This is a genomic window from Amycolatopsis eburnea (genome assembly GCF_003937945.1).
Lineage (GTDB): Bacteria > Actinomycetota > Actinomycetes > Mycobacteriales > Pseudonocardiaceae > Amycolatopsis > Amycolatopsis eburnea.
In genome coordinates this window covers 855,572-880,044 of the sequence record NZ_RSEC01000036.1, presented here as the reverse complement: position 1 = coordinate 880,044, position 24,473 = coordinate 855,572, and the positions used below count along the sequence as shown (strand labels likewise).

Annotated in this window: 28 protein-coding genes; 19 read left to right on the top strand and 9 right to left on the bottom strand. The window is 72.1% G+C overall.

All coding sequences use genetic code 11. The features are described from left to right. Positions 1-10 precede the first annotated feature (10 nt). The 6 genes from EIY87_RS16875 to EIY87_RS16850 all read right to left on the bottom strand — a co-directional run bounded on the left by EIY87_RS16875 (position 11) and on the right by EIY87_RS16850 (position 6,540). Positions 11-1,585, bottom strand: coding sequence for an ABC-F family ATP-binding cassette domain-containing protein (locus EIY87_RS16875; RefSeq protein ID WP_125308980.1), 1,575 nt, complete (start codon positions 1,583-1,585; stop codon positions 11-13). Positions 1,586-1,820: 235 nt separating this feature from the next. Beyond that, the gene (locus EIY87_RS16870; protein ID WP_225439906.1) at positions 1,821-2,360 is read right to left on the bottom strand and encodes a DUF305 domain-containing protein; all 540 of its coding nucleotides are present in this window, start codon (positions 2,358-2,360) and stop codon (positions 1,821-1,823) included. Then, on the bottom strand, positions 2,357-3,115 hold the full coding sequence (locus EIY87_RS16865) for a lytic polysaccharide monooxygenase (RefSeq protein ID WP_125308978.1): 759 nt from the start codon (positions 3,113-3,115) through the stop codon (positions 2,357-2,359). The genes EIY87_RS16870 and EIY87_RS16865 overlap by 4 nt, the downstream gene beginning before the upstream one ends. A gap of 145 nt (positions 3,116-3,260) precedes the next feature. Continuing rightward, a complete protein-coding gene (locus tag EIY87_RS16860) occupies positions 3,261-3,977 on the bottom strand; it encodes a dienelactone hydrolase family protein (RefSeq protein WP_125308976.1) in 717 nt (238 codons plus the stop codon). Between the two features lie 19 nt (positions 3,978-3,996). Then, positions 3,997-5,172 (bottom strand): globin domain-containing protein, encoded by a 1,176-nt coding sequence (locus EIY87_RS16855; RefSeq protein WP_225439905.1) that lies wholly within the window; start codon positions 5,170-5,172, stop codon positions 3,997-3,999. Positions 5,173-5,364: 192 nt separating this feature from the next. Further along, positions 5,365-6,540, bottom strand: coding sequence for a globin domain-containing protein (locus EIY87_RS16850; RefSeq protein WP_191984128.1), 1,176 nt, complete (start codon positions 6,538-6,540; stop codon positions 5,365-5,367). Positions 6,541-6,794: 254 nt separating this feature from the next. Here EIY87_RS16850 and EIY87_RS16845 point away from each other — a divergent pair, with 254 nt between their 5' ends. The 4 genes from EIY87_RS16845 to EIY87_RS16830 all read left to right on the top strand — a co-directional run bounded on the left by EIY87_RS16845 (position 6,795) and on the right by EIY87_RS16830 (position 12,195). After that, positions 6,795-7,280 (top strand): MarR family winged helix-turn-helix transcriptional regulator, encoded by a 486-nt coding sequence (locus EIY87_RS16845; protein WP_125308971.1) that lies wholly within the window; start codon positions 6,795-6,797, stop codon positions 7,278-7,280. Positions 7,281-7,380: 100 nt separating this feature from the next. Further along, positions 7,381-8,568, top strand: a complete 1,188-nt coding sequence (locus EIY87_RS16840; protein WP_125308969.1) for an MFS transporter — start codon at positions 7,381-7,383, stop codon at positions 8,566-8,568. 96 nt (positions 8,569-8,664) lie between these two features. Further along, the gene (gene clpB / locus EIY87_RS16835; RefSeq protein ID WP_125308967.1) at positions 8,665-11,259 is read left to right on the top strand and encodes an ATP-dependent chaperone ClpB; all 2,595 of its coding nucleotides are present in this window, start codon (positions 8,665-8,667) and stop codon (positions 11,257-11,259) included. A 177-nt stretch (positions 11,260-11,436) separates the two neighbouring features. Continuing rightward, a complete protein-coding gene (locus EIY87_RS16830) occupies positions 11,437-12,195 on the top strand; it encodes a type III secretion system chaperone family protein (RefSeq protein ID WP_125308965.1) in 759 nt (252 codons plus the stop codon). On the opposite strand, the gene EIY87_RS16825 is transcribed toward EIY87_RS16830, so the two are convergent. Further along, entirely contained in the window at positions 12,192-13,019 is an 828-nt protein-coding gene (locus EIY87_RS16825) for a hypothetical protein (RefSeq protein ID WP_125308963.1), read from the bottom strand. The two genes, EIY87_RS16830 and EIY87_RS16825, sit on opposite strands and share 4 nt — an antisense overlap. A 70-nt stretch (positions 13,020-13,089) precedes the next feature. Between EIY87_RS16825 and EIY87_RS16820 the strand changes: the two genes are divergently transcribed. The 4 genes from EIY87_RS16820 (at position 13,090) to pyrE (ending at position 17,721) form a co-directional block, all read left to right on the top strand. After that, on the top strand, positions 13,090-13,848 hold the full coding sequence (locus tag EIY87_RS16820) for an SDR family NAD(P)-dependent oxidoreductase (protein ID WP_125308960.1): 759 nt from the start codon (positions 13,090-13,092) through the stop codon (positions 13,846-13,848). A 100-nt stretch (positions 13,849-13,948) separates the two neighbouring features. Then, a complete protein-coding gene (locus EIY87_RS16815) occupies positions 13,949-14,683 on the top strand; it encodes an ABC transporter ATP-binding protein (protein WP_191984127.1) in 735 nt (244 codons plus the stop codon). Further along, the gene (locus EIY87_RS16810; RefSeq protein ID WP_125309884.1) at positions 14,683-17,130 is read left to right on the top strand and encodes an FtsX-like permease family protein; all 2,448 of its coding nucleotides are present in this window, start codon (positions 14,683-14,685) and stop codon (positions 17,128-17,130) included. Before EIY87_RS16815 ends, EIY87_RS16810 begins: the two co-directional genes overlap by 1 nt. A gap of 27 nt (positions 17,131-17,157) precedes the next feature. After that, positions 17,158-17,721 (top strand): orotate phosphoribosyltransferase, encoded by a 564-nt coding sequence (gene pyrE, locus EIY87_RS16805; RefSeq protein WP_086856475.1) that lies wholly within the window; start codon positions 17,158-17,160, stop codon positions 17,719-17,721. A gap of 37 nt (positions 17,722-17,758) precedes the next feature. Here pyrE and EIY87_RS16800 read toward each other — a convergent pair whose 3' ends face one another. Beyond that, positions 17,759-17,944, bottom strand: a complete 186-nt coding sequence (locus tag EIY87_RS16800) for a CsbD family protein (protein WP_125308958.1) — start codon at positions 17,942-17,944, stop codon at positions 17,759-17,761. A gap of 161 nt (positions 17,945-18,105) precedes the next feature. Here EIY87_RS16800 and EIY87_RS16795 point away from each other — a divergent pair, with 161 nt between their 5' ends. The 11 genes from EIY87_RS16795 to EIY87_RS16745 all read left to right on the top strand — a co-directional run bounded on the left by EIY87_RS16795 (position 18,106) and on the right by EIY87_RS16745 (position 23,471). Further along, the gene (locus tag EIY87_RS16795; RefSeq protein WP_125308956.1) at positions 18,106-18,660 is read left to right on the top strand and encodes an RNA polymerase sigma factor; all 555 of its coding nucleotides are present in this window, start codon (positions 18,106-18,108) and stop codon (positions 18,658-18,660) included. After that, the gene (locus EIY87_RS16790) at positions 18,651-19,223 is read left to right on the top strand and encodes an Asp23/Gls24 family envelope stress response protein (protein ID WP_125308954.1); all 573 of its coding nucleotides are present in this window, start codon (positions 18,651-18,653) and stop codon (positions 19,221-19,223) included. Before EIY87_RS16795 ends, EIY87_RS16790 begins: the two co-directional genes overlap by 10 nt. Then, a complete protein-coding gene (locus EIY87_RS16785) occupies positions 19,220-19,582 on the top strand; it encodes an Asp23/Gls24 family envelope stress response protein (protein WP_125308952.1) in 363 nt (120 codons plus the stop codon). The genes EIY87_RS16790 and EIY87_RS16785 overlap by 4 nt, the downstream gene beginning before the upstream one ends. Further along, on the top strand, positions 19,579-19,899 hold the full coding sequence (locus tag EIY87_RS16780) for a hypothetical protein (protein WP_125308950.1): 321 nt from the start codon (positions 19,579-19,581) through the stop codon (positions 19,897-19,899). Before EIY87_RS16785 ends, EIY87_RS16780 begins: the two co-directional genes overlap by 4 nt. Before the next feature lie 80 nt (positions 19,900-19,979). Then, positions 19,980-20,423 (top strand): Asp23/Gls24 family envelope stress response protein, encoded by a 444-nt coding sequence (locus tag EIY87_RS16775; protein WP_125308948.1) that lies wholly within the window; start codon positions 19,980-19,982, stop codon positions 20,421-20,423. A 2-nt stretch (positions 20,424-20,425) separates the two neighbouring features. Continuing rightward, positions 20,426-20,608 (top strand): hypothetical protein, encoded by a 183-nt coding sequence (locus EIY87_RS16770; protein ID WP_086856482.1) that lies wholly within the window; start codon positions 20,426-20,428, stop codon positions 20,606-20,608. Positions 20,609-20,610: 2 nt separating this feature from the next. Then, positions 20,611-20,910 carry an Asp23/Gls24 family envelope stress response protein gene (locus EIY87_RS16765; RefSeq protein ID WP_225439904.1) on the top strand — a complete coding sequence of 100 codons (300 nt, stop codon included), beginning with the start codon at positions 20,611-20,613 and terminating at the stop codon, positions 20,908-20,910. 26 nt (positions 20,911-20,936) lie between these two features. Further along, positions 20,937-21,431: a DUF6286 domain-containing protein gene (locus tag EIY87_RS16760; RefSeq protein ID WP_225439903.1), complete on the top strand. Its 495-nt coding sequence runs from the start codon at positions 20,937-20,939 to the stop codon at positions 21,429-21,431. 142 nt (positions 21,432-21,573) lie between these two features. Next, the gene (locus EIY87_RS16755) at positions 21,574-22,131 is read left to right on the top strand and encodes an alkaline shock response membrane anchor protein AmaP (RefSeq protein WP_125308944.1); all 558 of its coding nucleotides are present in this window, start codon (positions 21,574-21,576) and stop codon (positions 22,129-22,131) included. A gap of 276 nt (positions 22,132-22,407) precedes the next feature. Further along, positions 22,408-22,800: a DUF2784 domain-containing protein gene (locus tag EIY87_RS16750; RefSeq protein ID WP_125308942.1), complete on the top strand. Its 393-nt coding sequence runs from the start codon at positions 22,408-22,410 to the stop codon at positions 22,798-22,800. A 14-nt stretch (positions 22,801-22,814) separates the two neighbouring features. Continuing rightward, positions 22,815-23,471: a TrmH family RNA methyltransferase gene (locus tag EIY87_RS16745; protein ID WP_125308940.1), complete on the top strand. Its 657-nt coding sequence runs from the start codon at positions 22,815-22,817 to the stop codon at positions 23,469-23,471. Here EIY87_RS16745 and EIY87_RS16740 read toward each other — a convergent pair whose 3' ends face one another. After that, a complete protein-coding gene (locus EIY87_RS16740; protein ID WP_125308937.1) occupies positions 23,472-24,440 on the bottom strand; it encodes a cellulase family glycosylhydrolase in 969 nt (322 codons plus the stop codon). Positions 24,441-24,473: the final 33 nt, after the last annotated feature.

The following is a 24,473-nucleotide window of genomic DNA, read 5'->3' as shown; positions in this document are numbered from 1 at the left end:
CCTTCTCGCGTCAGAGCTCGAGCCGGGGCCAGGCCGCCAGGTCCGCCAGCATCCGGCGGTCGTGCGTCGCGACGACCACCGCGGCCGGGGTGGCCAGCAGGGCCTCGGTCAGCTCCTCGACGAGCACCGCCGACAGGTGGTTGGTCGGCTCGTCGAAGACGAGCACGTCCGGCCGTCCGGCCAGCCGCAGCGCGAGGTCCAGCCGGCGTTGCTGCCCCTGCGACATCCGCCCGACCGGGGTGCGCAGTGCCTCGGCGTCCAGGAGACCCATCGCCGAAAACGGGACGCCGGCGCGTTCGTAGAGCCGGCGAGCCGTCAGGTCTTCCGGCCAGGCCGGGACTTCCTGGCCGATCAACGCCACGCGCGCGCCGGCCAGGTGCCGCACCGAGCCGGTGGTCGGCGTCAGCTCGCCGGCGATGGCCGACAGCAGCGTCGACTTCCCGGCGCCGTTGCCGCCGGTGACCAGCAGCCGGTCGCCGTGGTCGAGGGTCAGCGTGACCGGGCCGTCGAGGCGGCCGTCGACACTGACGTCCGTCACCCGGATCAGGGCCGCGCCGGTGGGAGCGCCGAGATCGGGCCAGCGCAACGACAACGGCGGTTCGGGCACGGTGACGCGGTGGGCTTCCAGCGCGGCCCGTTCCCGGTTCAGCGCCTGGACGACGCCGGGCGCGCGGGTCTGGCGCTGGTGCCGTCCGGTGCCCTTGTCCGGGCGCCAGCCGGTGCTGAGCCGGTCACGGGCCTGCGCCACCGCGGCGGTCAGCTGACGGCGCGCGTCCTGCTGTTCCTCGTGCTCCTGCACCCACCGCTCGCGGTCGCGGCGGCGCCCGTCCTGCCAGGCGTCGTAGCCGCCGGCGTACCGGCGCGGGCGGCCGTCCTGGCTGGGGTCGAGGTCGAGGAACTCGGTCGCGACGTCCGCCAGCAGCGCCCGGTCGTGGCTGACCAGCGCGACCCCGCCGTCGTGCCCGCGCAGGCGGGTGGTGAGGAACGCCAGGCCGGCGGCGTCGAGGTGGTTGCCGGGCTCGTCGAGCAGCAGGAAGTCGTACCGCGCCCCGAGCAGGCAGGCCAGCCGCACGCGGTAGCGCTGACCCACCGAGAGCGTGCTCAGCTCGCGGCCGCGATCCGCGCAGGCGTCGAGTGCTTCGAGCGCGACGTTGACGCGGCGCTCGGCGTCCCACGCGTCGAGGCGCGTGGCCGCGTCCAGTGCGACGGCGTAGCGATCTTCGGCGCCTTCGGCCGACCGCGCGAGGTCTTCGGCGGCGACGTCGAGCGCGCGCAGGGCGGCGTGGACGTCCCGCAATGCCTCGGTGGTCAGCGTCCCGACGGTCTCACCGGACCGGAACGGCAGCGCCTGCCGGGCGACCCCGACGGTGCCGGCCCGGTGGACGACGCCGTGGTCGGGCGCGCGAAGACCGGCGAGGACGTGCAGCAGCGTGGTCTTGCCACGCCCGTTCTCGCCGACGATCGCCAGCCGCGACCGGGCGGAAACGGTGACGCTGACGTCGTGCAGCACCCGGCGTGCACCCAGGGTGACGCCGACGTTTTCCGCGCGAAGGTGGGCAGGCGAAGGAAAAGCAGGGGAAGACAAAGGTGGCTCCGCGGCTCAGGAGGGAGCCGGGCAGCACGGAAGCGGCCGCCCGGCGAGGACCGGAACGGCGGGCAGAAAGGGGGGTGCGCCGCCGTCAGCGGCGGGTCCGCAACCTCATGAAGACGGGACTGGAGCACATGATCACGAGGCTAACCGCGCGGCCGGGCGGGGCCAAGTGAATAACGGCGCAACCGCGAGCAGCCCCTCCCGGCTGCCCGCGGTTCCGCGCCGCGGGTCAGGTCTTGAAGTTCAGCAGCTGCTTCACCTCGGCCGTCCGCGACTCGATCACCCGGCGGGCGAGGTCGCGGACCTCGGGGTGCACGCCGCCGTTCGTTCCGTTCTCCGTCTGGGCCAGCTCGACCGCGCCTTGCTGCTGGCCGGTCAGGACGTCCAGGAACTTGCGGGTGAACTCCGGGTCCGGCGCCGACTTCAGCGCGCCCACCAAGTCCGGGGCCGTCATCTTCATGCCGCCGTGGCCGGCGTGGGCCTGGGGGTTCGCATCCATCGACGCGGGCTCGTTCCAGGCCCGGAGCCAGCCCTTCATCTGGTCGACCTCGGTGCGCTGCGTCACCTCGATCGCCGCCGAGAGCTCCTTCAGCGACGCCGGTACCGGCCGGTCCGCGGCCAGGCGGACGATCTCGATGCCCTGCTCGTTCTGGGGGATCAGCATCTGCAGGAACATCACGTCGGCCGCGTTGTGCGAAGGGGTGGCCGGCGTCGCGCCGCTGCCGCATCCGGTCAGCAGCAGCGCGACGACGGCCAGGACCAGTCTCACTGGCGTTGCCAGAGGGCCGGGGTGTTCGGCGGCTCCCAGCCCGCGATCGCCGTGTGCGGCTGGAGGCAGCGGTAGCTGACGCCGTTGTACGTCACGACGTCGCCCGCTTTGTACGCCGTGCCCGCCGACCAGGTGCCGGTCGACGGCGGGGTCGTCGTCGGGGGCGGGGTCGTGGTGGGCGGCGGGGTCGTGGTCGGGGGCGGCGTGGTGGTGGGCGGCGGCGTGGTGCCCCCGCCGCCGACCTGCAGGTCGACGCAGCTGTAGAACGCGTTGGCCGTGTCCGCGATGTTCCAGATGGCCAGCACCTTGATCCGGCCCGAGTACCCCGCCAGGTTCACCGTGTGCGACAGCGTCGGCGGCGGCTGCTGGTTGTTGCCGCTGAAGACCGCGACGCGCGTGTTGCCGACGTAGTACTCGTAGTTCGTCGTCGAGTGGCGGGCGGTGAACACCCAGTTGAACGTCACCGTGCTGCCGACGGACTTCGCGGGCCACGGCTTCGATTCGTCGTTCAGCTCGGCGAACTGGGACAGCCCGCCGTTGCAGCTGCGCAGCCCCTTCGGGCCTTCGACGCTCTGCGGTTCGTAGATGATGCTGCCGCAGTTCGGGACCTTCCCGGCCGCGCAGTTGGCCTGGCGGCTGGGCGGGTCGGACACGTAACCGTGCGCGCTCGCGGTGGCGGCGGGGAGGACCACGACCAGCACCGGTGCGAGCAGTGCACCGGCCGCGGCCGCGAAGAGCTTGCGTTTCCAGGTCATTTCGGCTCCTCGAGGGGGAACAGCTCTGTTCCGGAGGGAGGACGAACGAGCACATCCGGGGAAGATGTGGTCTAGACCATAAGGCGATTCGGGCACAACGGTCAACGAACTACCGCCGTTCGACGATTTCGCTGCTCCGCTCGGCTCAGTGCGAAGGTCGGGACGGCTGCTGCAGGTGTTCGCCGAAGAAAGACGTCACTCGGCGCCACGCGTCCTCCGACGCTTCGTGGTGGTAGGTGAACCCGACGACCTTGAGCAGCAGGTTCAGCGGTAGCGCGACGTCGATCTTGTTCGCGAACCCGTGGCTCGCGCCGGGGTACTCCTTGACGTCGTGCGGGATCTCGCGCTCGGTCAGCGCCGTCTCGAGCTTCGCCGCCGCGCCGCGCAACCCGAAGTCCTTCTTGCCGAAGCTGGCGACGACCGGGCAGGCGTCGTCGAGCACCGACAGGTTCTTCGGGAGCTGGCCGTAGTAGGGCGCCGACGCCTCGAACCCGCGGGACGCCGCGACGAGGGCGAAGCCGCCGCCCATGCAGAAGCCGGCGATGCCGATCCGGCCCGTGCAGTCCGGGCGGGCCGCGAGCAGCGCGCGGGACGCCTCGATGTCGTCGAAGCTGCGCCCCTGGTTGGCGAACATGTCCGAAAACACCCGGCGCACGCAGCGGCGCATGCCCCCGCGCGAGTACATGTCCGGGCTGAGCGCCAAGTACCCCTCGGCGGCGAAGCGGTCGGTGATGTTCTTCGTGTCCTGGCTCAGCCCGAACGCGTCGTGGATGAGCACCACGCCGGGGTGCGGCCCGTCGCCGGCGGGCTCCGCCAGGTAGCCGCCGATGGTGCCGTCCGAAACCGGAATCGTCGTCTCCATATCGGCGACGATAGCGCGTTCAATCCAAGGTGAAGGGGTCGTACGAAATCCGCTCCAGGTCGATGCCCTTGGCGAGCAGCTGGGCGATGGTGGACTGGATCATCGGTGGCGAGCCGGAAACGAGGACGTCGTGGTTCTTCCACGAGCCCCGCTGGGTCACCGCGTGCGCGAGCGTGCCGCGGTCGCCGCCGAGCACCGCGCCTTCTTCGGTGACCGGGGTGACCGTCAGCCATTTGGACGTCGAGGCCAGCCGGCGCAGATCGTCCAAAGCGTACAAATCCTCCGGTCTTCGGCCGCCGAAGAACAGGTGCACCGGCGGGTTCCGCTTCCACCGGGAAAGGTCGTCGAGGATCGCCAGCAACGGCGTGATCCCGGTGCCGCCGCCGATCAGCAGCAGCCGCCGCTTGGTGGTGGTCGGCCGCACGTCGAGCGCGCCCATCGACGGGCCGAGGCGCCAGACGTCGCCCGGTTTCGTGTGGTTGACGATGCTGCCGCTGACCCAGCCGCCGGGCACCGCGCGCACGTGGAACGTGAGCCGGCCGTCGCCGCGGGGCGCGTTCGCCGGGGACAGGTACCGCCAGAACCGCGGCCGCTGCGGCACTTCCACGCTGACGTACCCGCCGGCGCGGTACGGCAGGAGACCCTCGGTACGCACCTTCACCAGCGCGACGTCGCGGGCGAGTTTCCGGTGCTCCAGCACGGTCGCCGACCACGCCGCCGGCCCGGTCTCCGCCTGGGCCGCCTCGCGCATGGTCTTGGCGATGAGCCCGTACGCCGCGGTCCACGCCGCTTCGACGTCGGGCGTCCACTTCTCCTTGAGGAACCGCTTGAGCGCCGCGATCAACGCGAGCCCGACGGCGCCGTAGTGGCGGGACACGACGGCGAACTTGCGGTGGTCGCGGCCCAGCTGCCCGAGGAAGGTGACCAGCTCGTCGGGGCGGTCGACCATCTGCACGACGTACACGAGCGCGCGCAGCAGCCTGCTCCGCTGGGTCGTCATCGTCACCGGGAACAGCTCGCGGCAATCGGGCGCGATCACGAACAACGCGCCGTAGAAGTACTGCGCCAGTTCGTCGGCTCTCGGCTCGACGGCCGCAAAGCTTTCACGAATCAATCGAGCGAGTTCGCGACTTTCCACGGCCGAAACGGGAACTGTCTCGGGCACCGTGGAGATCTTCACGGATTCAGCATTCATCGGGAACGGTAATCTCCAGTCGTGCACAGGTAAAAGCGCCGTCCATGCGGCGTCGCTGTCGCGGTACCGCCCCCGAGGGTTCCCGACTCTAGGCGTATTCCCGTGCAGATGCGCGTGATTCCGCGCGGTCCCGCTCGAACGGACCAATTTGGCCACAACCGGTCAACCCGATCTGGCGGTGCGTGAAAACAATCAGTCGATCGTGAACGGGTCGTATTGGATCTGGTCCAGTGCGCTGCCCGCCACGAGCATGCGCGACACCGTCGCGCGGATCATCGACGGCGAGCCGGACACCAGGATGTCGTGGCCGGGCCAGGCGCCGTAGCGCGTGACGGCCTCGGCCAGCGTCCCCTGCTCGAACCCGGGGACGTCGCCGCCGCGCTCCACCACCGGCGTGACGGTGAGCCACGGGTTGGTGGCCGCGAGCGCGCGCAGCTCTTCGAGGTCGTAGAGGTCCTCGCGGGCCGGGCCGCCGTAGAAGAGGTGCGTCTTGGGGTTCTCGCCCCACAGCGCGAGGTGGTCGAGGATCGCGCGCAGCGGCGCGATGCCGGTCCCGCCGGCGACCATCAGCACGCCCCGTGACGCTTCGCGGTCGACCGTCAGCCTGCCGAGTGGCGGGCCGAGCCGCCAGACGTCGCCGGGCTGGGTGTGGCTGACGATGGCGCGCGAGACCCAGCCGCCGTCGACCGCGCGGACGTGGAACTCGATGCCGCCGTCCTCACGCGGCGCGTTCGCCGGGGAGAGGTAGCGCCACAGCCGCGGCCGCTGCGGCACTTCGACGCTGATGTACTGGCCGGGGTGGTAGGGCACCGGCTGCTCGGGCAGCAGCCGGACGAGGGCGAGGTCCCAGGTCAGCCGCCGGTGCTCGACCACGGTGGCCTGCCACGACGGCGGGTTCTGGTCGGCCGCGGCCGCGTCCTGCATGGCGCGCGCGGCGATCGTGAAGGCTTCGGCCCACGCCCGTTCGACCTCGGGCGTCCACTCCCGGCCGAGGTGGTTCTTGAGCGACGCCAGCAGCGCCGTCCCGACCGCTTCGTAGTGCCGCGGCACCACGCCGAACTTGCGGTGGTCGCGGCCGAGCTGGCGCAGGAACGGCGCCAGGTCGTCGGGGCGGTCCACCATCTGCACGATGTGCACCAGCGCGCGCACCAGCCTGCCGCGCTGGATCTCCATGTTGATCGGGAAGAAGTCGCGCGTGGTCGGGGCGAGGGTGAACAGCATCCCGTAGAAGAACTGCGAGATGTCCGCGATGTACGGCTCGGACTTCGCCCAGCTGTCCCGGATGAGCTTGACCATCGCAGCGACCGCGGCGGGGGCTTCGCGCGAGGCCGGCGACCGCGGGAGCGGGCTGACGGAGTCGGCTGTCATGCGGGGGTGTTCACGGGTCGGGGACCGCCTCCCGGGTCCATCGCCACTGCTGCCACCTCGTCACTCAACGTCACCTGAACGCGCCGCGCGCACGGCCCGTCCGCAGGGTAGCCGCCGGGCGGCCTTTTGCCCGCATTGTTGCTCCGACCGGGTGTATTTCCCCCGGCCACGCGTGGGCGACCTCACCGATCGGATGGTTGCCCAGAGCAAGCGTCCGGCAATAAACTTGTATTGCACAACTAAGGGAGGTGCCGATGGGCTTCGACGACATCGACGACGACGTCCGGGTCGAGCTCATGCGCGAGCTGAAGACCGCTTCCCAGCTCCAGCACGCCTGGATCATGCAAGCTTGGCAGAGCGAGCCGGGGCTGCATCCGGCGGCCGCGATGCTGCTCTCGGACCTGTCCAAGAACGGTGAGGCCAGGCCGTCCGAACTGGCCAAGCGCCGGTTCGTCGACCTGTCCGTGGTGAGCAGGCAGATCGCCCAGCTTTCCGCCGCCGGGCTGGTCGACCGCCGTCCCGCGCCCGAAGACGGCCGGGCGTCGCTGGTGAGCGTGTCGGAAAAGGGCCGGGCCGAACTCGCCCGCTGGCGCGCCAACTACCTCGAATTCATGGAAAAGGCGCTCGGCGGCTGGGACGACGAACGCGTCACCGACCTCACCGAGCGGCTCGCGGGGATGAACGCGGACCTCCGCCGTGCCCTCGGCAGCGCCGAATGCCAGGCCGCCCCGGTCAAGTGACGCAGTGCCGCCGGAGTACCACTCGCAGTTGGCTTTCGCACGCGGGAAAGTCTCCGTTCGGTCCTGACCGGTCGGCGTTTTCCGGGGTTACCTTCGGTGGGTGACGCATAGCCGGGTCGCACTGCTGTGCGCGCTGGGGATCGACAACTTCGGCTCGGGTCTGTTCCTCCCGCTGGCCCTGGTCTACGTGACCCAGGTGGTCGGCGTGCCGCTCGCGATGGCGGGCACGGCGGTCACGCTCGGCACCGTCGGCGGCCTCGTCGTACCGCCGCTCGCCGGTCGGCTCGTCGACCGCGTCGGGCCGCGCACGGTGGTGATCGGCGCCCAGCTGCTCCAGGCGGCGGGGGCGGGCGCGTACCTCGTCGCCGGCGGCCCGGGCCCGGTGGTGGTCGCGGCGGTCCTGCTCGCGACCGGGCAGCAGTTGTTCTACAGCTCCCTGTTCGTGCTCATCGCCGACGTCGCGGGCGACGTCCCGAAGGATCGGCCGTTCGCCGAAGCGGGGATGGTGCGGGCCGGCTGCTTCGGCCTCGGTGGGCTCACGGCGGGCGCGCTGCTGACGTGGGCCGGCCCGGCCGGGTACCGCGTCGCGGTCGCCCTCGACGCGCTGACGTTCTGCGTGGCGGCCTTGATCCTGCTCTTCTTCGTCCGGCTGGCGCGCCCGGCCAGGGCGCACGCCGAGCGGCCGGTCCGGGTGCTCCGGAACCGGCCGTACCTCGCGCTGATCCTCTTCAGCGGGCTCTTCGGGCTCTCGCTCGACTTCTTCCTGATCGGCATGCCGGTGTTCGTGCTCGACCGGCTGCACGGCCCGGCCTGGCTGCCCGGCGCGATCCTCGCCCTGCTGACCGTGCTGACCAGCGTCGGGGGCACGCTCGCGCTGCGCCTCACCGCGCGGCTGACGCGGATCGCGGCGATGCGCGCGGGCTCGGCGTTGTTCGCCGTGTGGTGCCTGGTCAGCCTGGGCGTGCTGCTGGTGCCCGCCGGCTGGCAGGTGGTCTACCTGCTGGCGTCGACGCTGGTGTTCGCCGCCGGCGACCTGGTCTTCGGGCCGCGTTCGGGTGCGCTGGCCGAAGCCGCGGCACCTCCGGTGGCCCGCGGCCGTTATCTGGCTGCCTACCAGTACGCGTTCACCGTGGCGCAGGTGATCGCGCCGGTCGTGGTCGCGTTGTTTTCGGTGGCCGACTGGTTACCCTGGGTGCTGGTCGGGGCGTGCGCCGGGCTAGCCGTGGCCGGGCTCGGGACACTGGGCTCACGGCTGCCGGCGAGCGCCGTCGCACCTGGTCAGAGTTGAGCGGAACAGACTCAAGTTTTCGTGCGTTGAAGATGGTGTCAGGTCGTGGTCAGGCCTGCCACCAGTACTTTTGAGTTACCGAGCATGAGGTGAGGGATGGACGCTTTCAACCCGACCACGAAGACCCAGCAGGCGATCTCGTCGGCGGCGCAGGCGGCCACGATGGCGGGCAACCCGCACGTGTCGGCCGCGCACCTGCTGGGCGCCCTGCTGGCGCAGGGTGAGGGGCTCACCGCACCGCTGCTGACCGCGGTCGGGGCCGACCCGGAGGTGGTGCACAAGGAGCTGGAGCCGCTCATCGCGGCGCTGCCGTCGGCGACCGGCGCGACCGTGTCGAGCCCGCAGTTCGACACCAACGCCGTCAAGTCGCTGACGCGCGCCCAGAAGCTCGCCACCGAGCTGGGCGACGAGTACGTCTCGACCGAGCACCTGCTCGTCGGGCTCGCGACCGAGGGCGGCCAGGTCGCCGACCTGCTCAGGCGCCACGGCGCCACGCCGGACGCGCTGCAGGAGGCGTTCGTCAAGGTCCGCGGCTCCGCCCGGATCACCAGCGAAGACCCGGAGAGCACGTTCAAGGCGCTGGAGAAGTACGGCGTCGACCTGACCGCGCGCGCCCGCAACGGCGAGCTCGACCCGGTCATCGGCCGGGACACCGAGATCCGCCGCGTGGTGCAGGTGCTGTCGCGGCGCACCAAGAACAACCCGGTGCTGATCGGCGAGCCGGGCGTCGGCAAGACTGCCATCGTCGAAGGGCTGGCCCAGCGCATCGTCGCCGGCGACGTGCCGGAATCGCTGCGCGGCAAGCGCGTCGTCGCCCTCGACCTCGGGTCGATGGTGGCCGGCGCGAAGTTCCGCGGCGAGTTCGAGGAGCGGCTGAAGGCCGTGCTCAAGGAGATCACCGACTCGGCGGGCGAGGTCGTCACCTTCATCGACGAGCTGCACACCATCGTCGGCGCCGGTGCCACCGGCGAGGGCGCGATGGACGCGGGCAACATGATCAAGCCGATGCTCGCCCGCGGTGAGCTGCGGATGGTCGGCGCGACCACGCTCGACGAGTACCGCCAGCACATCGAGAAGGACGCCGCCCTGGAGCGGCGCTTCCAGCAGGTGCTCGTCGGCGAGCCGTCGCCGGAGGACACCATCGCGATCCTGCGCGGGCTGAAGGAGCGCTACGAGGTGCACCACGGTGTCCGGATCACCGACGCCGCGCTGGTCGCCGCCGCGACGCTGTCCGACCGCTACATCACCGCGCGCTTCCTGCCGGACAAGGCGATCGACCTGGTCGACGAAGCCGCGTCCAAGCTGCGCATGGAGATCGACTCGCGGCCGGTGGAGATCGACGAGGTCGAGCGCGCCGTGCGCCGCATGGAGATCGAGGAGATGGCGCTCGCCAAGGAGGAGGACTCCGCGTCCAAGGAGCGCCTCGCCGCGCTGCGCGCCGAACTGGCCGAGAAGCGCGAGACGCTGACGGCGCTGACCGCGCGCTGGCAGAACGAGAAGGGCTCCATCGAGCGCGTCCGCGAGCTCCAGGAGCAGCTCGAACAGCTGCGCGGCGAGTCCGAACGCGCCGAGCGCGACGGCGACCTCGGCAAGGCCGCCGAGCTGCGCTACGGCCGGATCCCGGCGCTGGAGAAGGAGTTCGAAGCGGCCACCGCGGCGAACGAGGCCAGCCAGCAGAACGTCATGCTCAAGGAAGAGGTCGGCGCGGACGACGTCGCGGACGTGGTCAGCGCGTGGACCGGCATCCCGGCGGGACGGCTGCTGGAGGGCGAGACCGGCAAGCTGCTCCGGATGGAGGACGAGCTGGGCAGGCGGGTCATCGGGCAGAAGGAGGCCGTGCAGGTCGTCTCGGACGCGGTGCGCCGCAGCCGGGCCGGCGTCGCCGACCCCGACCGCCCGACCGGGTCGTTCCTGTTCCTCGGCCCGACCGGCGTCGGCAAGACCGAGCTGGCGAAGGCGCTGGCGGAGTTCCTGTTCGACGACGAGCGCGCGATGCAGCGCATCGACATGAGCGAGTACGCCGAGAAGCACTCGGTGGCGCGCCTGGTCGGTGCCCCGCCGGGCTACGTCGGGTACGACCAGGGCGGCCAGCTGACCGAGGCCGTCCGGCGCCGGCCGTACTCGGTGGTGCTGCTGGACGAGGTCGAGAAGGCCCACCCGGACGTCTTCGACGTGCTGCTGCAGGTCCTCGACGACGGGCGGCTGACCGACGGGCAGGGCCGGACGGTGGACTTCCGGAACACCATCCTGATCCTGACGTCGAACCTCGGCTCGCAGGCCATCGCCGACCCGTCGCTCGACGAGCGGCAGCGCAACGACGCGGTGCTCTCGGTGGTGCAGCGGCAGTTCAAGCCGGAGTTCCTCAACCGGCTCGACGACATCGTCGTGTTCCACTCGCTCGGCACCGAGCAGCTGACGTCCATTGTGGACATCCAGGTCGCCCGGCTGGCCGCGCGGCTGGCCCAGCGGCGGCTGCACCTGGAGGTCACCGACGGCGCCCGCGAGTGGCTCGCGCTCAACGGCTTCGACCCGATCTACGGCGCCCGCCCGCTCCGGCGGCTGGTCCAGTCGGCGATCGGCGACAAGCTGGCGAAGGAGCTGCTGTCCGGCGAGATCCGCGACGGCGACACGGTGCGCGTCGACAGCCCGGAGCTGGAAGCCGGTGACTCGCTGACCGTCACCCGCGCCTGAAATCCGTGAAGGCCTCCTTACCGGCTTTTTTGCCCGGGAAGGAGGCCTTCACGGCGTTTCGCGGACGTCCACAGTAGAGACTTGTCGACTTGCGGAGGGGGAATTGGTCCGAACGGGCTCGGCGACACGGGTACCGGCCCTCAGCTCTTCGGCCTAGCAGGCGATACCCTGCACGTCGTGGGTATTCCGGCGTGGATCTGGTTCGTCATCGCGGCCGTCGCCCTGGTGGCGGGCCTCGGGCTGCTCGCGGCCGACCGGGCGAAGGAGGGCTCGCGCAACCGCGAGCGCATGCGCTGGGCGCAGTTGCGCGGCTGGCAGTTCGTCGAGGAGGACGAACGGCTGCCGCAGCAGTGGTCCGGTGGGGCGATCGGCTACTTCGGCGCGGACGCCGCCGTCAACGTCGTCGCGGGCTCGACCTTCACCTCCGACGGCCGCCGCCCGGTGTTCATCTTCGACATCGAGTCCGAGGGGCAGATTCCCGCGGTCGTCGTCGCCGTGCGCTGCAACAAGAAGCACCGGATCCCGATCGAGATGTGGCTGTCCAGCGTGCCCTTCCAGCGCGCCGACATGCCCGAGATGCTCGGCCCGATCGGCTCGCGCTACGCCTTCGCGGACGACGCCGACGGCGCCCGCGTCGTGATCACCCAGGAGCTCGTCGACGCCGCGGACCAGCTCGGCGGCGACGTCGGCGTGGCCTGGCTGGAGAACGAGTGGGTGCTCGCCAGCGTCGTCCCGACCGCCGGGCCCTCGCGGCTCGAGCGGCTGCTGCGCGACCTCGGCGAGATCGCGGACATCGTCGACCCGTTCGACGAGGACTACGACGCCGGCCGCCACCAGGCGAGCGCGCCCATCCCGACGCCGGGTTCGACCCCGCCCACCCCTGCCGCTGGGACGCCGGTCCAGCAGCCGCCCGCGGACCCGCCGCAGCAGGACTAGGGGTTCAGCGGGTGGTCGAACAGGCTGCCCGAGAACGACGGGGTGAGGGTGCCGCGCACCGTGGCCGCCCCGCCCTGCACCGCGACGACGTGGTCGACGCCGAGGTCGCCGCTGATCGAGCCGGACGACAGGTCGTGGGACACCTTCACCAGCCCCTCGGCGGGGCCGAGCTGCCCGCCCAGTTCGTGCTTCTGGCCGAGGTCGAGGTCGCCGGCGAACTGCCCGCTCGCGTGCTGCTCCGACGACGTGCCGACGGCGCCGAACCGGCCGAGGTCGACGGCCTGCCCGGAGGAGCGGCGCACGGCGAGCCCGCCGGTGAGGTCGCCGGCGAACCGCCCCGAGTGGCTCAGGCCGCTGTCGACCTGCTCGGCGTGCTCGCTCAGCACGTCGACGCCGTTGCCCAGCCAGACGCCGTGGTGCGCGCTGTCGCTGGTGCCGAGGCGGGCGGGCGCGGCCGAGCCGGCCAGGCGCTGCTCGTCGCCGGCGGCCGCGGCGACCTGGCCGACCCGCACGTCCTGGCGGCCGGTCCGGGTCGCGAAGGCCCCGGACGTCCCGGCGCCGGCGGCCTCCCCGACGTCGGCGAGGAACTGGGCCTCGCCGATCCGCTTGGTGACGGCGTCGCGGCGGCCCGCGGTGAGGCCGTCGCCGTCGAGCGTGCCGGCGTGCTGGTGGTCGACGGGCAGGGCGATGCCGTTCAGCGGCAGCGTGATGTCGGTGGGGCTCGCCAGCGCGGCGGCCGGGGTCGCGAAGAACAGCGCGACGGGCGCCGCACCGGCGGCGACCTTGGGCAGGTAGCCGCTTTTCCGCCTGCTGTGCTTACCCATGCGGCGGACCATACTTCGCCGTCGGCTCGAACGCATGTCTGCCCGTGACCTGGGGGTATGGTTCACCCACATGACCACCACCGCCGTGATCACCGGAGCCACCGCGGGCATCGGCGCGCAGTTCGCGCGCACGCTCGCCGCCGAGAAGTACGACCTGGTGCTCGTCGCCCGCGATGCCGCGCGGCTGGAAGCGTATGCCGCCGAGCTGCGGGAACAACACGGGGTCGCCGTCGAGGTGCTCCCCGCCGATCTGTCCGAAGTGGAGGGACGGACCGCGGTCGAGGAGCGGCTGGCCGCCGGGCCGGTCGACCTGCTGGTGAACAACGCCGGGTTCGGGCTCAACGGCGACTTCTGGACCATCCCGCCGGACGCGCTGCAGCGCCAGCTCGACGTCAACGTCACCGCCGTGCTGCGGCTGACGCGGGCGGTGCTGCCCGGCATGATCGAGCGCGGCCACGGCGACGTCATCCAGGTCAGCAGCGTGGCCGGGTTCTTCAGCGGCCGCGGTTCGACGTACACGGCCAGCAAGAACTGGGTCACGTCGTTCACCGAAGGCATCGCCGCTTCGCTGCCCAAGGGCATCCGGATGATGGCGCTCTGCCCCGGGTTCACCGCGACCGAGTTCCACGAGCGGGCCGGCATCGGCAAACCCGGCCCGAAAATCGCCTGGCTGGGTGTCGAACAGGTGGTCGGCGAAGCGCTCGCGGACCTGCGGCGCGGCAAGGTGATCTCGGTGCCGAGCCTGCAGTACAAGGCCGTCGTCGCGATCGGCGGCCTGCTGCCCCGCGCGGTGCTGCGCCGGATCAGCGGCGGCCGCGGCCGCACCTGACCCGCACTTTCACGTGAAAGTGCGCGGTAGGGCTGTCCCCACCTCGAAGACGCACGCGCGCACCAGGGTGGATCGGGGGTTGCCTCACTAGCGTTTCCCCATGACGACTGAGGCGGTTCGGCTCGAGGCCGTGCGCAAGGAGTACGGCGGCGTGGTCGCGCTGGACGGGGTCTCGATCTCCTTCCCGCGCGGCGGTTTCACGGCGGTGATGGGCCCGTCCGGGTCGGGCAAGAGCACGTTCCTGCACTGCGCGGCCGGCCTCGACCGGCCGACGTCGGGCCGGGTCGTGCTCGACGGCCAGGACCTCGACGGCAAGAGCGAGACCTACCTGACGAAGCTGCGGCGCGACCGCGTCGGGTTCGTCTTCCAGGCGTTCAACCTGCTGCCGGCGCTGACCGTCGAGCAGAACGTCGTGCTGCCGCTGCAGCTGGCCGGGAAGCGCCCGGACAAGCGGCTCGTCGCCCGGATCCTCGCGCACGTCGGCCTCGACGGGCGCCGCAAGCACCTGCCAGGGCAGCTCTCCGGCGGGCAGCAGCAGCGCGTCGCGATCGCGCGGGCCCTGGTCGCCGACCCGGCCGTGCTGTTCGCCGACGAGCCGACCGGCGCGCTCGACACCCGCACCGCCGCCGACGTGCTCGGCCTGCTGCGCGAGTCCGTCCGGGCCGGCGGCCAGACGGTGATCATGGTGACGCACGACCCGGTCGCCGCGTCCTACGCCGACGAGGTCGTGTTCCTGGCCGACGGCCGGGTCGCCGGCCGCCTCGCGCGGCCGACCGCGGAAGCCGTCGCCGAGCGGATGACCCACCTCGGCGCGTGGGGCCGGGTGGCGGCGTGATGTTCGGACTCGCGCTGCGGACGCTGCGCCTGCGCAAGGGCGGCTTCCTGGCGACGTTCGTCGCCGTGTTCTTCGGTGCGCTGATCGTTTCGGCGTGCGGTGGCCTGATGGAGTCGGGCATCCGGTCCGAGACGCCGGTGCAGCGGCTGGCCGCGGCGCCGATCGTCGTCGGCGGGCAGCAGACGCTCAAGCTGCCGGAGGACGACCCGGCGACCCTCGACCCCGAGGACAAGCACAAGTTCGACAACGCGACCCTGCCCGAGCGCGTCCGCCTCGACGCCTCCATGGCCGTCCGCCTGCGCGCGGTCCCCGGCGTCACGGACGTCGTCGGCGAGGTCAGCTTCCCGGCGCAGATCGGCAGCGCGAGCGCGTTCGGGCACGCCTGGGACTCCGCCGTGTTGACGCCGTACACGCTCGCCGGCCGGGCCCCGAACCCCGGTGAAGTCGTCGTCGACGCCGGGCTCGGGCTCGCCGTCGGGGACACGCTCCCGGTCGCGGCGCACGGAGTCGCCGGCCAGTACCGCGTCTCCGGGATCGCCCACGCACCGCAGGCCATGCGCGACTCCGCTGTGTTCTTCGCGCCTTCGGACGCCGACCGGCTCTCCGGCCACCCGGGGCGCTTCGACACCATCGGCGTCTTCGGCGGTGACGTCGCCGCGGTGGCGTCGGTGGTCGGGGACGCCGGGGTCGTGACGACCGGCGCCGACCGCGGCGCGCTGGAGTTCCCCGAGGTGAACAAGAGCGGCGAGGACCTGATCGTGCTGGCCGCGGTGTCCGGCGGGCTGTCCGCGATGGTCATGGTGTTCGTCGTGGCGGGCACGCTCACGCTGTCCACCCAGCAGCGCCAGCGCGAACTCGCGCTGCTGCGCGCGATCGGCGCGACCCCGCGCCAGCTGCGGCGGATGGTGCTCGGCGAGGCGCTCGTCGTCGGCCTGCTCGCGGTGGCCGCGGCCGTCGCGCTCGGCCCGGTGCTCGGCCAGTGGCTGTTCGACCAGCTCGCGGCCAACCACGTCGTGCCGGACGTGCTGCGGTTCGAGCAGGGCTGGCTGCCGGCGACGGTCGCCGCGGGCGCGTCGCTGCTGGCCGTCGTGGCCGCGTCCTTCGTGGCCGGACGGCGGGCGTCGAAGGTCCGCCCGACCGAAGCGCTCGCCGAAGCCGCCGTCGAGCGGCGGTGGCTGACGCCGATCCGGCTGGTCACCGCGCTCCTCTGCTTCGCAGGCGGGACGGCGCTGGCCATCGTCACGGTCGCCGTGATGACCGGCCCGGTCGCGGCCAGCACGGCGGGCCCGGCGGTGATGCTGTGGGCGTTCGGCCTGGCGGCGATCAGCCCGGGCGTGACGAAGCTGGTGGCGACGCTGCTGCGCTGGCCGGTGCAGGCGATCACCGGCGTCAACGGCCGGATCGCGCTGCTCAACACCCGCGTCGGCGCGGTGCGCGCGGCGGGCGCGGTCACCCCGATCATGCTCGCGGTCGGCATCGCGACCGCCAACATCTACCTGCAGACCACCCAGGAAGCCGTCTCGAACCAGGCGTACACCGAGGACCTGCGCGCGGACGCGGTCGTCGGCGGCCCGAGCGGGCTCGACCCGTCGGTGCTGGGACGGGTGCGCGCGACGCCGGGGGTCGCGAGCGCGTCGGAGTACGTGACGAGCACGGTGTTCATCGAGCAGCCCTTCGACTCGAACCAGGACAAGGACGGCTGGCCCGCGCTCGGCGTCAGCGAGCTGACCGGGAACGCCGTCGAGGTGCCCACGACGCTCGGGCGCCAGGTCGGCGACACGCTGTCGCTGCGGCTCGGCGACGGCGCGCCGGTGGACGTGCGGGTGACCGCGGTGGTGAGCCAGCGCGCCGGGTTCGAGAAGCTCGTGCTGCCCGCCGGGCTGCTGGCCCCGCACACGACGCTCGGGCTCGCGCCCCAGCTGCTGGTCCGCGCCGCCGACGGCGTCGATTCGGCGACGTTGACCGCACGTCTTCGCGAGGCGACCGCCGGTTCGCCGGTGTTCGTCGGCGACCGGGACACGCTGATCGCGGCGCACGCGAAGGGCAACGAGATCGGCGCCTGGGTCAACTACCTGCTCGTCGGCATGATCATCGCGTACACGGTGATTTCGGTGGTGAACACGCTGGTGATGGCCACGGCCAAGCGGCGGCGCGAGTTCGGGCTGCAGCGGCTGAGCGGGTTCACCCGCGGCCAGGTGCTGCGCATGGCCGGTATCGAAGGCGGGCTGATCGCCACCATCGCCGTGCTGCTGGGGACGGCGACCGCGGCCGGCGCGATCGTGCCGTTCTGCCTCGTGGTGAGCGGCTCGGTGCTGCCGACCGGCCCGCTCGCGGTCTACCTGGTGGTGCTCGCGATCGCCGTGGTGCTCGCGCTCGTCGCGATCCTGGTCCCGGCCTGGGCGGCGACGCGCGGGCGTGCGGTCGACGCCACATCCATCGGTGAGTGAGGACGGCCGTGTGTAAGACTCTCGGCCGTGGCGAACCCCGGGTTGGATCAAGCGGCGAAACTCGAACTGGCCAGGCTGGTCACCGATCTTTCCGTGGTACACGGAAAAGTGACCCTGGCGTCCGGCAAGGAAGCCGACTACTACATCGATCTCCGGCGGGCGACGCTGCACCACGCGGCCGCGCCGCTGATCGGCAAGCTCCTGCGCCAGCTGACGGCGGACTGGGACTACGTGGCGGCCGGCGGCCTGACCCTCGGCGCCGACCCGGTCGCGCTGGCGATGTTGCACTCGGCGGCCACCGACGGCGTCGTGCTGGACGCGTTCGTGGTCCGGAAGTCGGTCAAGGAACACGGCATGCAGCGCCGCATCGAGGGCATGGAGGTCCGCGGCCAGCGCGTGCTGGCGGTCGAGGACACCTCCACGACCGGCGGCAGCGTGCTCGAAGCCGTCGCGGCCCTGCGTGAGGCGGGCGCGACCGTGATCGGCGTGGTGACGGTGGTCGACCGCGACACCGGCGCGCGCGAGGCCATCGAGAAGGAAGGCCTCGAGTACCGTTACATCCTCGGGCTGGACGACCTCGGCCTGAACTGACCGGCCGGGGCCCGCCGCGGCGGGCCCCGGTCCCGGCTCACTTCTTGAACAGGTCCTTCGCGGCGTCCTTCACGTTCTCGACGGCGCCCTTGAGCCCGGCCTTCGCCTGGTCGGCCTGACCCTCGGCGCGCAGCTGCTCGTCCCCGGTGGCGTTGCCGGCCGCTTCCTTGGCCTTGCCGCCCAGTTCCTCGGCCTTGTTGCCGATCTTGTCGCCCAACGACATCGGACACCTCCTTCTGCGGTGGCACCCCGGCGGGGCGCCTGGTGCCGGGAAGACCACCGGGGCGCGTGATCGTCACGGACTCGCCCCGGTGAGCACCGTCACCCACAATCGGTGCGTGACGTTTTCCGCTCACCGGTGTCCTCCTCCCGAGAGGAGGTGCCGTGACGACCGCCGCCACACCGCTTGACGACGCGACCCTCGTCGGCCGCGCCCGGGACGGCGACGTCCGGGCGTACGAGCAGCTCGTGCTGCGCTACCAGGGCCCGATGTTCCGGCTCGCCGTGAAGATGCTCGCGAACCGCGGCGACGCCGAAGACGTCGTCCAGGAGGTGTTCCTCAACGCCTGGCGCAAGCTCGGCCAGCTCGGCGAGGACGCCGCGTTCGTCGGCTGGCTCTACCGGGCCACCACGAACCGCTGCCTCAACGCCATCCGCGCGCGCCGGCCGCGGGCCGACGTCGACCTGGACGCCGCCGAGTCGCCGCGGGCCGATCTGCAGCCGGAACGGGCCGCCCAGGTGAGCGGGCAGCTCGCGGCGTTGAACGCGGCGCTGGCGGAACTGACGCCCGAGCAGCGGGCGTGCTGGCTGCTGCGTGAGGTGCACGGCCGGTCCTACGAAGAGATCGGCGAAGTCGTCGGCGCGAACGCGACCGCGGTCCGCGGCCGGATCGCGCGCGCCAGGGCACAGCTGGCGGAGGTGATGAAGCCATGGCGATGACGGAGTACGAGCTGCCCTGCGAACGCGATGTCGAGCAGGTGTGGGAGCGGCTCGACGCGGTCGGCGCCGGGCTGGCCGACGAACACGAACTGACCTGCCCGCACTGCCGGGCCGCGCGCGAAAGCCTGCTGGCGCTGCGCGAGGCCACCGAGGAGCTGGTGGCCGAGGACGACGCGCCGTCGCCGGACCTGTTCGGCCGGATCATGTCGGCCGTGCGGGCCGAGGTGCGGCGCGACCGGATGGTGCGGCTGCCGACCCCGGAGCCCGGGTTCGTCGAGATCAGCGAACAGGCGGTGGCGGCGGTGCTGCGGTACGCGGCCGACACGGTCGACGGCGTCCGGGCGCGGCGCTGCCGCGTGCGCACCGGCGCGGACGGGGTCGTCGAAGTCGAACTCACCCTCGCGGTGAGCGTGCGGAACGCCACGGGCGGTGAAGCGTTGGCGAAGGTGCGGGAGCGGGTGACCGCGGCGGCCGCGGCCCGGGTGGGCCTGACGCTGGCGAAGCTCGACCTGCTCGTGGCCGACATCTATGCCGAAGACACTGCCGGGGAGCCAGGGGAATGAGCGTTGACTACGTGGTCGCCGACCCGGTGATCGCCAGCGTGGCGGCACGGGCGGCGATCGCCACACCGGGGGTGGTGCGCCTGGAACCGGGCCTGCGCGGCCTGGTCACGGCGTGGACGCGCGCGGCCCGCCAGCGCTGGAAGGGCCTCGACCCGGCGCCGGCGGACGGCGTCCGGGTGCGCACCGCGGACGGCCGCGTGACCGTGCACGTCGACCTGGTGACGGCGACGGCCGACCAGGCGGCGGCGGTCGGCCGGGCGGTCCAGCGCGCGGTGACCCGGTTCGTCACCGAGCAGACCGGGCTGGTCGTCGACGAGGTCTCGGTGTCCATCATGGACATCGAGCCGGCGGCCCGGTGACCGCCGCCGAAGCCGTCGAGCGGATCGTCGGCGCCCTCGAGGAGATCGACGGCCTCCGCCCGGCGACGCCGGTTTCGCCGGAGACGACGTGGTTGCCGGTGGACTGGGCGGGCATGGCCGTCGACCTCTCGGCCGAAGTCGTCCAGATCCGCCTGATCGCGACCCGGCTGCCGATTCCCCCGTTGCTCGAGCGCGCGGCGGAACTCGTGCGTCCGCTGCTGGCGGGTACGGAATGGGAAAAGGCGCGTCTGCGGCTGGTCGTCACCGACCTCGACGGCGCCGCGTTCGCCGGAGACCCACGTCACACGAACGGGTAAGTGACGATCTCCCCTCCGCTGGGTCCTTAACTACGAACCAGGCGAAAAGCCTTGGGGCAACGGACATCCAGGGAGGACCCATGACCGCGACGGCCGAGAAGAACACCGTGGCCACCACGACCGAGAGCGCCCTCGTCACCAAGCAGGGCACCACCACCATCGCCGACACCGTGGTCCAGAAGATCGCCGGGCTCGCCGCCCGCGAGGTCACCGGCGTCCACGACCTCGGCGGCGGCGCGGCCCGCGCGCTGAGCGCCATCCGCGACCGCATCCCGGGCGCGTCCGCCAGCGTCGGCCAGGGCGTCTCGGTCGAGGTCGGCGAGAAGCAGGCGGCGGTCGACCTGCAGATCCTGGTCGAGTACGGCGTCGCCATCGCCGACCTCGCGCGGGCGGTGCGCCGCAACGTGATCACCGCGATCGAGCAGATGACCGGGCTGGAGGTCGTCGAGGTGAACATCAACGTCAACGACGTCCACCTCCCCGGTGACGACGACGAGACCACCGCTTCGGACCGGGTGCGGTGACGATGAACGCGACGCTGCTCGGCCTCTTGTACGGACTGGCACTGGGTTTCGCGGCCGCGTTCGGCGGGTTCGGCGCGTTCGTGGCGGTGTTCGTGCTGGGCGGGCTCGGCCTGCTGGCCGGGCGCTGGCTCGACGGGAAGCTCGACCTGTCCGCCCTCGTGGGCGCCGCACGCGATCGGAGGTAGCCGTGGAACGCGGAGTGACGACGGTGGCCCCGCGGGCGGTGCGGCGCATCGCCGCGCACGCCGCCCGCGAGGTCGACGGCGTCGGCGGGGAGGTCGGCGCCGAGGCCACTGTGGACGGTGCATCGACCACTTTGGACATCCGGCTGCCGGTGGCCTACCCGGCCCCGATCGCGGCGACGGTCGAACGGGTCCGGGCGCACCTGCTCGGCCGCACGACGGAGCTGACCGGGCTGAGCGCGCGGCGCGTGGACATCACGGTCGCGTTGTCGCGGCCCGAACAGCCGAAGCGGCGGGTCCGGTGAGGCGCCCCCGGCGGAGCGTGCCGGCGGTGCTGACGGCGCTGGTCGTGCTCGCGGCGTGCGCGCTGGTCGTGACGGCGCTGGTGCAGCGCCTGCTCGGCGAGCGGCCGCTGCTGTCGTTCGAGGCGGTCGCCGCCCGGGTGCACGAGACGACGTGGAACGAACTGCCCGTGCTCGTCGGGGGCGGGGCAGCGGTTCTGGCGGGTCTCGTGCTCCTGGCGGCGGCACTCCTGCGGGGCCGCCCGGTGGTACTGGCGCTGGCACCGGCGGCGGGCATCGAGGCGGGCACGACCCGCCACGGCCTGCGCACCTCGGTGCGCTCGACGGCGGCCGGCGTCGACGGGGTGGCGACGGCCGCGGTCAAGCTGCGGCCGCGGAAGGTGAAGGTGCGGGTGCGCACGAACCGGACGAACACGGAAGGCCTCGCGACCGCGGTGGAGACGGCGGTCGCGCGACGGCTGGAGCAGGTGGGACTGGCGGAGCCGCCGAAGGTGCGGGTCCGGGTACGAGGAGGCACGCGATGAACGGCCCCAAACGCCCCAATGTGGCGTTGGTTGCGTCCAGCGCACCGAACGCCACATTGGGTGCGTCTGACGCACCGAACGCCACATTGGGGCGCTCGGGAGCGGGCGCGGCGGTGCGAGGTCGCGAGCGAGGGGGTGCGCGATGAACCGGCCTGCTGGGCTCAACCGCAGCCTTCTCGCCCTCGTCGGGCTGCTGCTCCTCGCCGGTGGCGGGTTCGCCGTCGCCACGCACTTCGGGCGGCTCCGCCTGCTCGACCCGGCCGCGCCGCTCGTGCCCGGCGCCGCCGCGCCGCCGACCTGGGTGTTCTGGGTCGCGATCGCCGTCGCGACGCTCCTCGGCCTGCTCTGCCTGCGGTGGCTGGCCGCGCAGGCGTTCCGGCGGCCGAAGAGCGTCGCCTGGCGGGACGAGCGGGACACCGGCGTCACCGTCCTCGACTCGAGCGCGGCCGCCGCGCCCGTGGCCGCCGACGTCGAGGGTTACGACGGCGTCCGGGCCGCGTCGGCCTGGCTGTCCGGGCCGCGGGACGCGCCGGAACTCTTCCTCGTCGTCACCACCGACCGCGACGCCGATGCCACCGCGATCCGGGAGAGCATCACCGGCCACGCCGTGCCGCGGTTGAAGCAGGCCCTCGAAGTCGAGGACCTGCCCGTGCGGCTGGAAATTCGGCTGACGGCGAAATCCGGGGTCCGGGCGCGCTGACCCCGGCGTACCGTCGGGTCCATGGAGGAGGAGCCGCAGCCGGACTGGACGAAGCCCGACCGGGAGAAGCCGGAGCAGTACCCGCACGAGGAGCCGACGCAGTACCCCGCGAAGCGCCCGCCGGAATTCCCACCGGGTGTAACGCCGCCGTCACCGCCCAGGTGAACGGGTTGCTCCGGTGGGTTAAACATCACACACCGGGGCACTCTTCAGGGCGGCCGGACCCGATCAGCGGAGTAAAGTCGCTGGTAGGGGGTTCGGGGAAGGGGGCGGGTGATGGCGAGGTTCCTGGCCGACGCGACGGTGCTGGTGCACATCCTGGCCCTGGTCTTCATCGGCCTCGGCGGCTTCCTGGCGTGGCGCTGGCCGAAGGTCGTCTTCGTCCACGTCTTCTTCGCCATCTGGGGCGTGCTGGTCAACGTCACCCCGATCCCGTGCCCGCTGACCGCGCTCGAGAACTACTTCCGCCACCAGCAGGGTCTCGGTGACCTGCCCGGCGGCTTCAACGCCTACTACTTCTACGACACGCTCTTCCCGCGCTCGTTCCTCCCGGTGATCGCCGCCTTCGCGCTGACCCTGCTGGTGCTGTCGTACGTCGGCGTGTACCAGCGCCACCGCCACCGCCACGACGGCGAAGAAACCCACGCGCGCCCGGTCCACCCCGTCTGAGCGACAATCGGGGGGTGACCACCTCCCCCGACGCCGGACCCACCGAGTGGGTGAGCCGCGAAGAGGTCGGCGTCGGCCCGTGGCCCGGCGACTGGCCCACCGGCGAGCAGTACGACCCGGAACTGCTGCGTGAAGGCGACCGCCGAAACGTCGTCGACGCCTACCGGTACTGGCGCCGCGAGGCCATCGTGTCCGATGTGGACCGGCGGCGGCACCCGTTCCACGTCGCCATCGAGAACTTCCAGCACGACCACAACATCGGCACCGTGGTGCGCACGGCCAACGCGTTCGCCGCGGCCGAGGTGCACATCGTCGGCCGCCGCCGCTGGAACCGGCGCGGCGCCATGGTGACCGACCGCTACCAGCACCTGCGCCACCACGACGACGTCTCCGGGCTCGTGACCTACGCCGCCGAGCGCGGGCTCGCCGTCGTCGCGGTCGACAACACGCCCGGTTCGCAGCCGGTCGAGACGGCCGACCTCCCGCGCGAGTGCGTGCTCCTCTTCGGCCAGGAAGGCCCCGGGCTGAGCGAGCCGGCGCAGGAAGCCGCGTCACTGGTCGTGTCGATCGCCCAGTTCGGCACCACCCGGTCGATCAACGCGGGGGTCGCGGCCGGGATCGTCATGCACGCCTGGATCCGGCAGCACGCCGACCTGTCGACGGCCTGGTAGCTACAGCCCCCAGCCCCAGCGCAGCTGCACCACGCCCGACGCGTTGTTCGTCGCCAGGCCGCTGCCGCTCTGCCGGGTGATCGAGTACGGGTCGCCCGAACGCAGGCCGGGCCAGTAGACGACGCCCATCTGCCGCGACCGCGCCAGATCCGTCGTGGCGGCGAAGTAGGCGGTGAAGTTGTTGCCGTCCTGGTGGCCCGCCGAGTAGTCGAGCCCGGTCGTCATCGGCGCGCCAGCTTCGTCGATGACGGTCCGGGACGAGTACGCGCCGAGCCGGTTGCTGAGGTTGGCCGTCCACGCCGCGCGGGTCGTGTCCGACGCCCAGAAGCCGTAGAAGTGCAGCGACAGCAGCGTTCCGTTCAACGCGCTCGCCGCGCCGACCCCGGTGACGTTGTCGTTGTAGCCGGTCCCGCTGATCAGGACCCGGCCGCGCGGGATGGCCGAATGCCGGGACAGCCAGGTCGAGCACAGGAAAACCCAGGCGCTCAGGCTGTAGCCGAACGGCTCGTTCATCGGCTCGAAGTAGACACCGGAATTGCCGCCGTAGTCCGCGGTGACCCGGTCCCACATGGTGTTCCACGCGGTCACGTCGTCGACGAAGCCGTCCTTGTTCGCTTCCCAGTAGCCGAAAACGACCTTCATGCCGTGCGCCAGCGCGGAGTCGGCGGCGCCCTTGTACCGGGCCCACCAGTCCGAGTTCACGCTCTGCGGGTTGATCGGCAGGCGCACGGTGTTCGCGCCGAGCTGCTGCTGGAAGCCGGTGAGGATGCCGTCCGCCTTCGTGCGGACGGTGTCGTAGCTGTCCCCGGCGGTGAGGCCGGTCGGGATGACCCAGCCGTCGACGTAGTTGTCGCGGGCGTCGGCCCAGTTCACGCCGCGGAAGGCGTTCGTGGCGGCGGAAGCCTGCGGGACGGCGAGGAGGGCCAGCGCGAGGACGGCGATCATGGCGGCGTGCAGACAACGGGTCATGCGAACTCCGATGTTCACGTAAACATGCGACGC

What these genes read in the sequence shown, in the direction of transcription:
- EIY87_RS16865 (WP_125308978.1), bottom strand. Translation starts at nt 3,115, where the DNA reads ATGACCTGGAAACGCAAGCTCTTCGCGGCCGCGGCCGGTGCACTGCTC.
- EIY87_RS16860 (WP_125308976.1), bottom strand. Translation starts at nt 3,977, where the DNA reads ATGGAGACGACGATTCCGGTTTCGGACGGCACCATCGGCGGCTACCTG.
- EIY87_RS16855 (WP_225439905.1), bottom strand. Translation starts at nt 5,172, where the DNA reads ATGAATGCTGAATCCGTGAAGATCTCCACGGTGCCCGAGACAGTTCCC.
- EIY87_RS16850 (WP_191984128.1), bottom strand. Translation starts at nt 6,540, where the DNA reads ATGACAGCCGACTCCGTCAGCCCGCTCCCGCGGTCGCCGGCCTCGCGC.
- EIY87_RS16845 (WP_125308971.1), top strand. Translation starts at nt 6,795, where the DNA reads ATGGGCTTCGACGACATCGACGACGACGTCCGGGTCGAGCTCATGCGC.
- clpB (WP_125308967.1), top strand. Translation starts at nt 8,665, where the DNA reads ATGGACGCTTTCAACCCGACCACGAAGACCCAGCAGGCGATCTCGTCG.
- EIY87_RS16825 (WP_125308963.1), bottom strand. Translation starts at nt 13,019, where the DNA reads ATGGGTAAGCACAGCAGGCGGAAAAGCGGCTACCTGCCCAAGGTCGCC.
- EIY87_RS16820 (WP_125308960.1), top strand. Translation starts at nt 13,090, where the DNA reads ATGACCACCACCGCCGTGATCACCGGAGCCACCGCGGGCATCGGCGCG.
- EIY87_RS16815 (WP_191984127.1), top strand. Translation starts at nt 13,949, where the DNA reads ATGACGACTGAGGCGGTTCGGCTCGAGGCCGTGCGCAAGGAGTACGGC.
- EIY87_RS16810 (WP_125309884.1), top strand. Translation starts at nt 14,683, where the DNA reads ATGTTCGGACTCGCGCTGCGGACGCTGCGCCTGCGCAAGGGCGGCTTC.
- EIY87_RS16800 (WP_125308958.1), bottom strand. Translation starts at nt 17,944, where the DNA reads ATGTCGTTGGGCGACAAGATCGGCAACAAGGCCGAGGAACTGGGCGGC.
- EIY87_RS16790 (WP_125308954.1), top strand. Translation starts at nt 18,651, where the DNA reads ATGGCGATGACGGAGTACGAGCTGCCCTGCGAACGCGATGTCGAGCAG.
- EIY87_RS16785 (WP_125308952.1), top strand. Translation starts at nt 19,220, where the DNA reads ATGAGCGTTGACTACGTGGTCGCCGACCCGGTGATCGCCAGCGTGGCG.
- EIY87_RS16775 (WP_125308948.1), top strand. Translation starts at nt 19,980, where the DNA reads ATGACCGCGACGGCCGAGAAGAACACCGTGGCCACCACGACCGAGAGC.
- EIY87_RS16770 (WP_086856482.1), top strand. Translation starts at nt 20,426, where the DNA reads ATGAACGCGACGCTGCTCGGCCTCTTGTACGGACTGGCACTGGGTTTC.
- EIY87_RS16755 (WP_125308944.1), top strand. Translation starts at nt 21,574, where the DNA reads ATGAACCGGCCTGCTGGGCTCAACCGCAGCCTTCTCGCCCTCGTCGGG.
- EIY87_RS16750 (WP_125308942.1), top strand. Translation starts at nt 22,408, where the DNA reads ATGGCGAGGTTCCTGGCCGACGCGACGGTGCTGGTGCACATCCTGGCC.
- EIY87_RS16740 (WP_125308937.1), bottom strand. Translation starts at nt 24,440, where the DNA reads ATGACCCGTTGTCTGCACGCCGCCATGATCGCCGTCCTCGCGCTGGCC.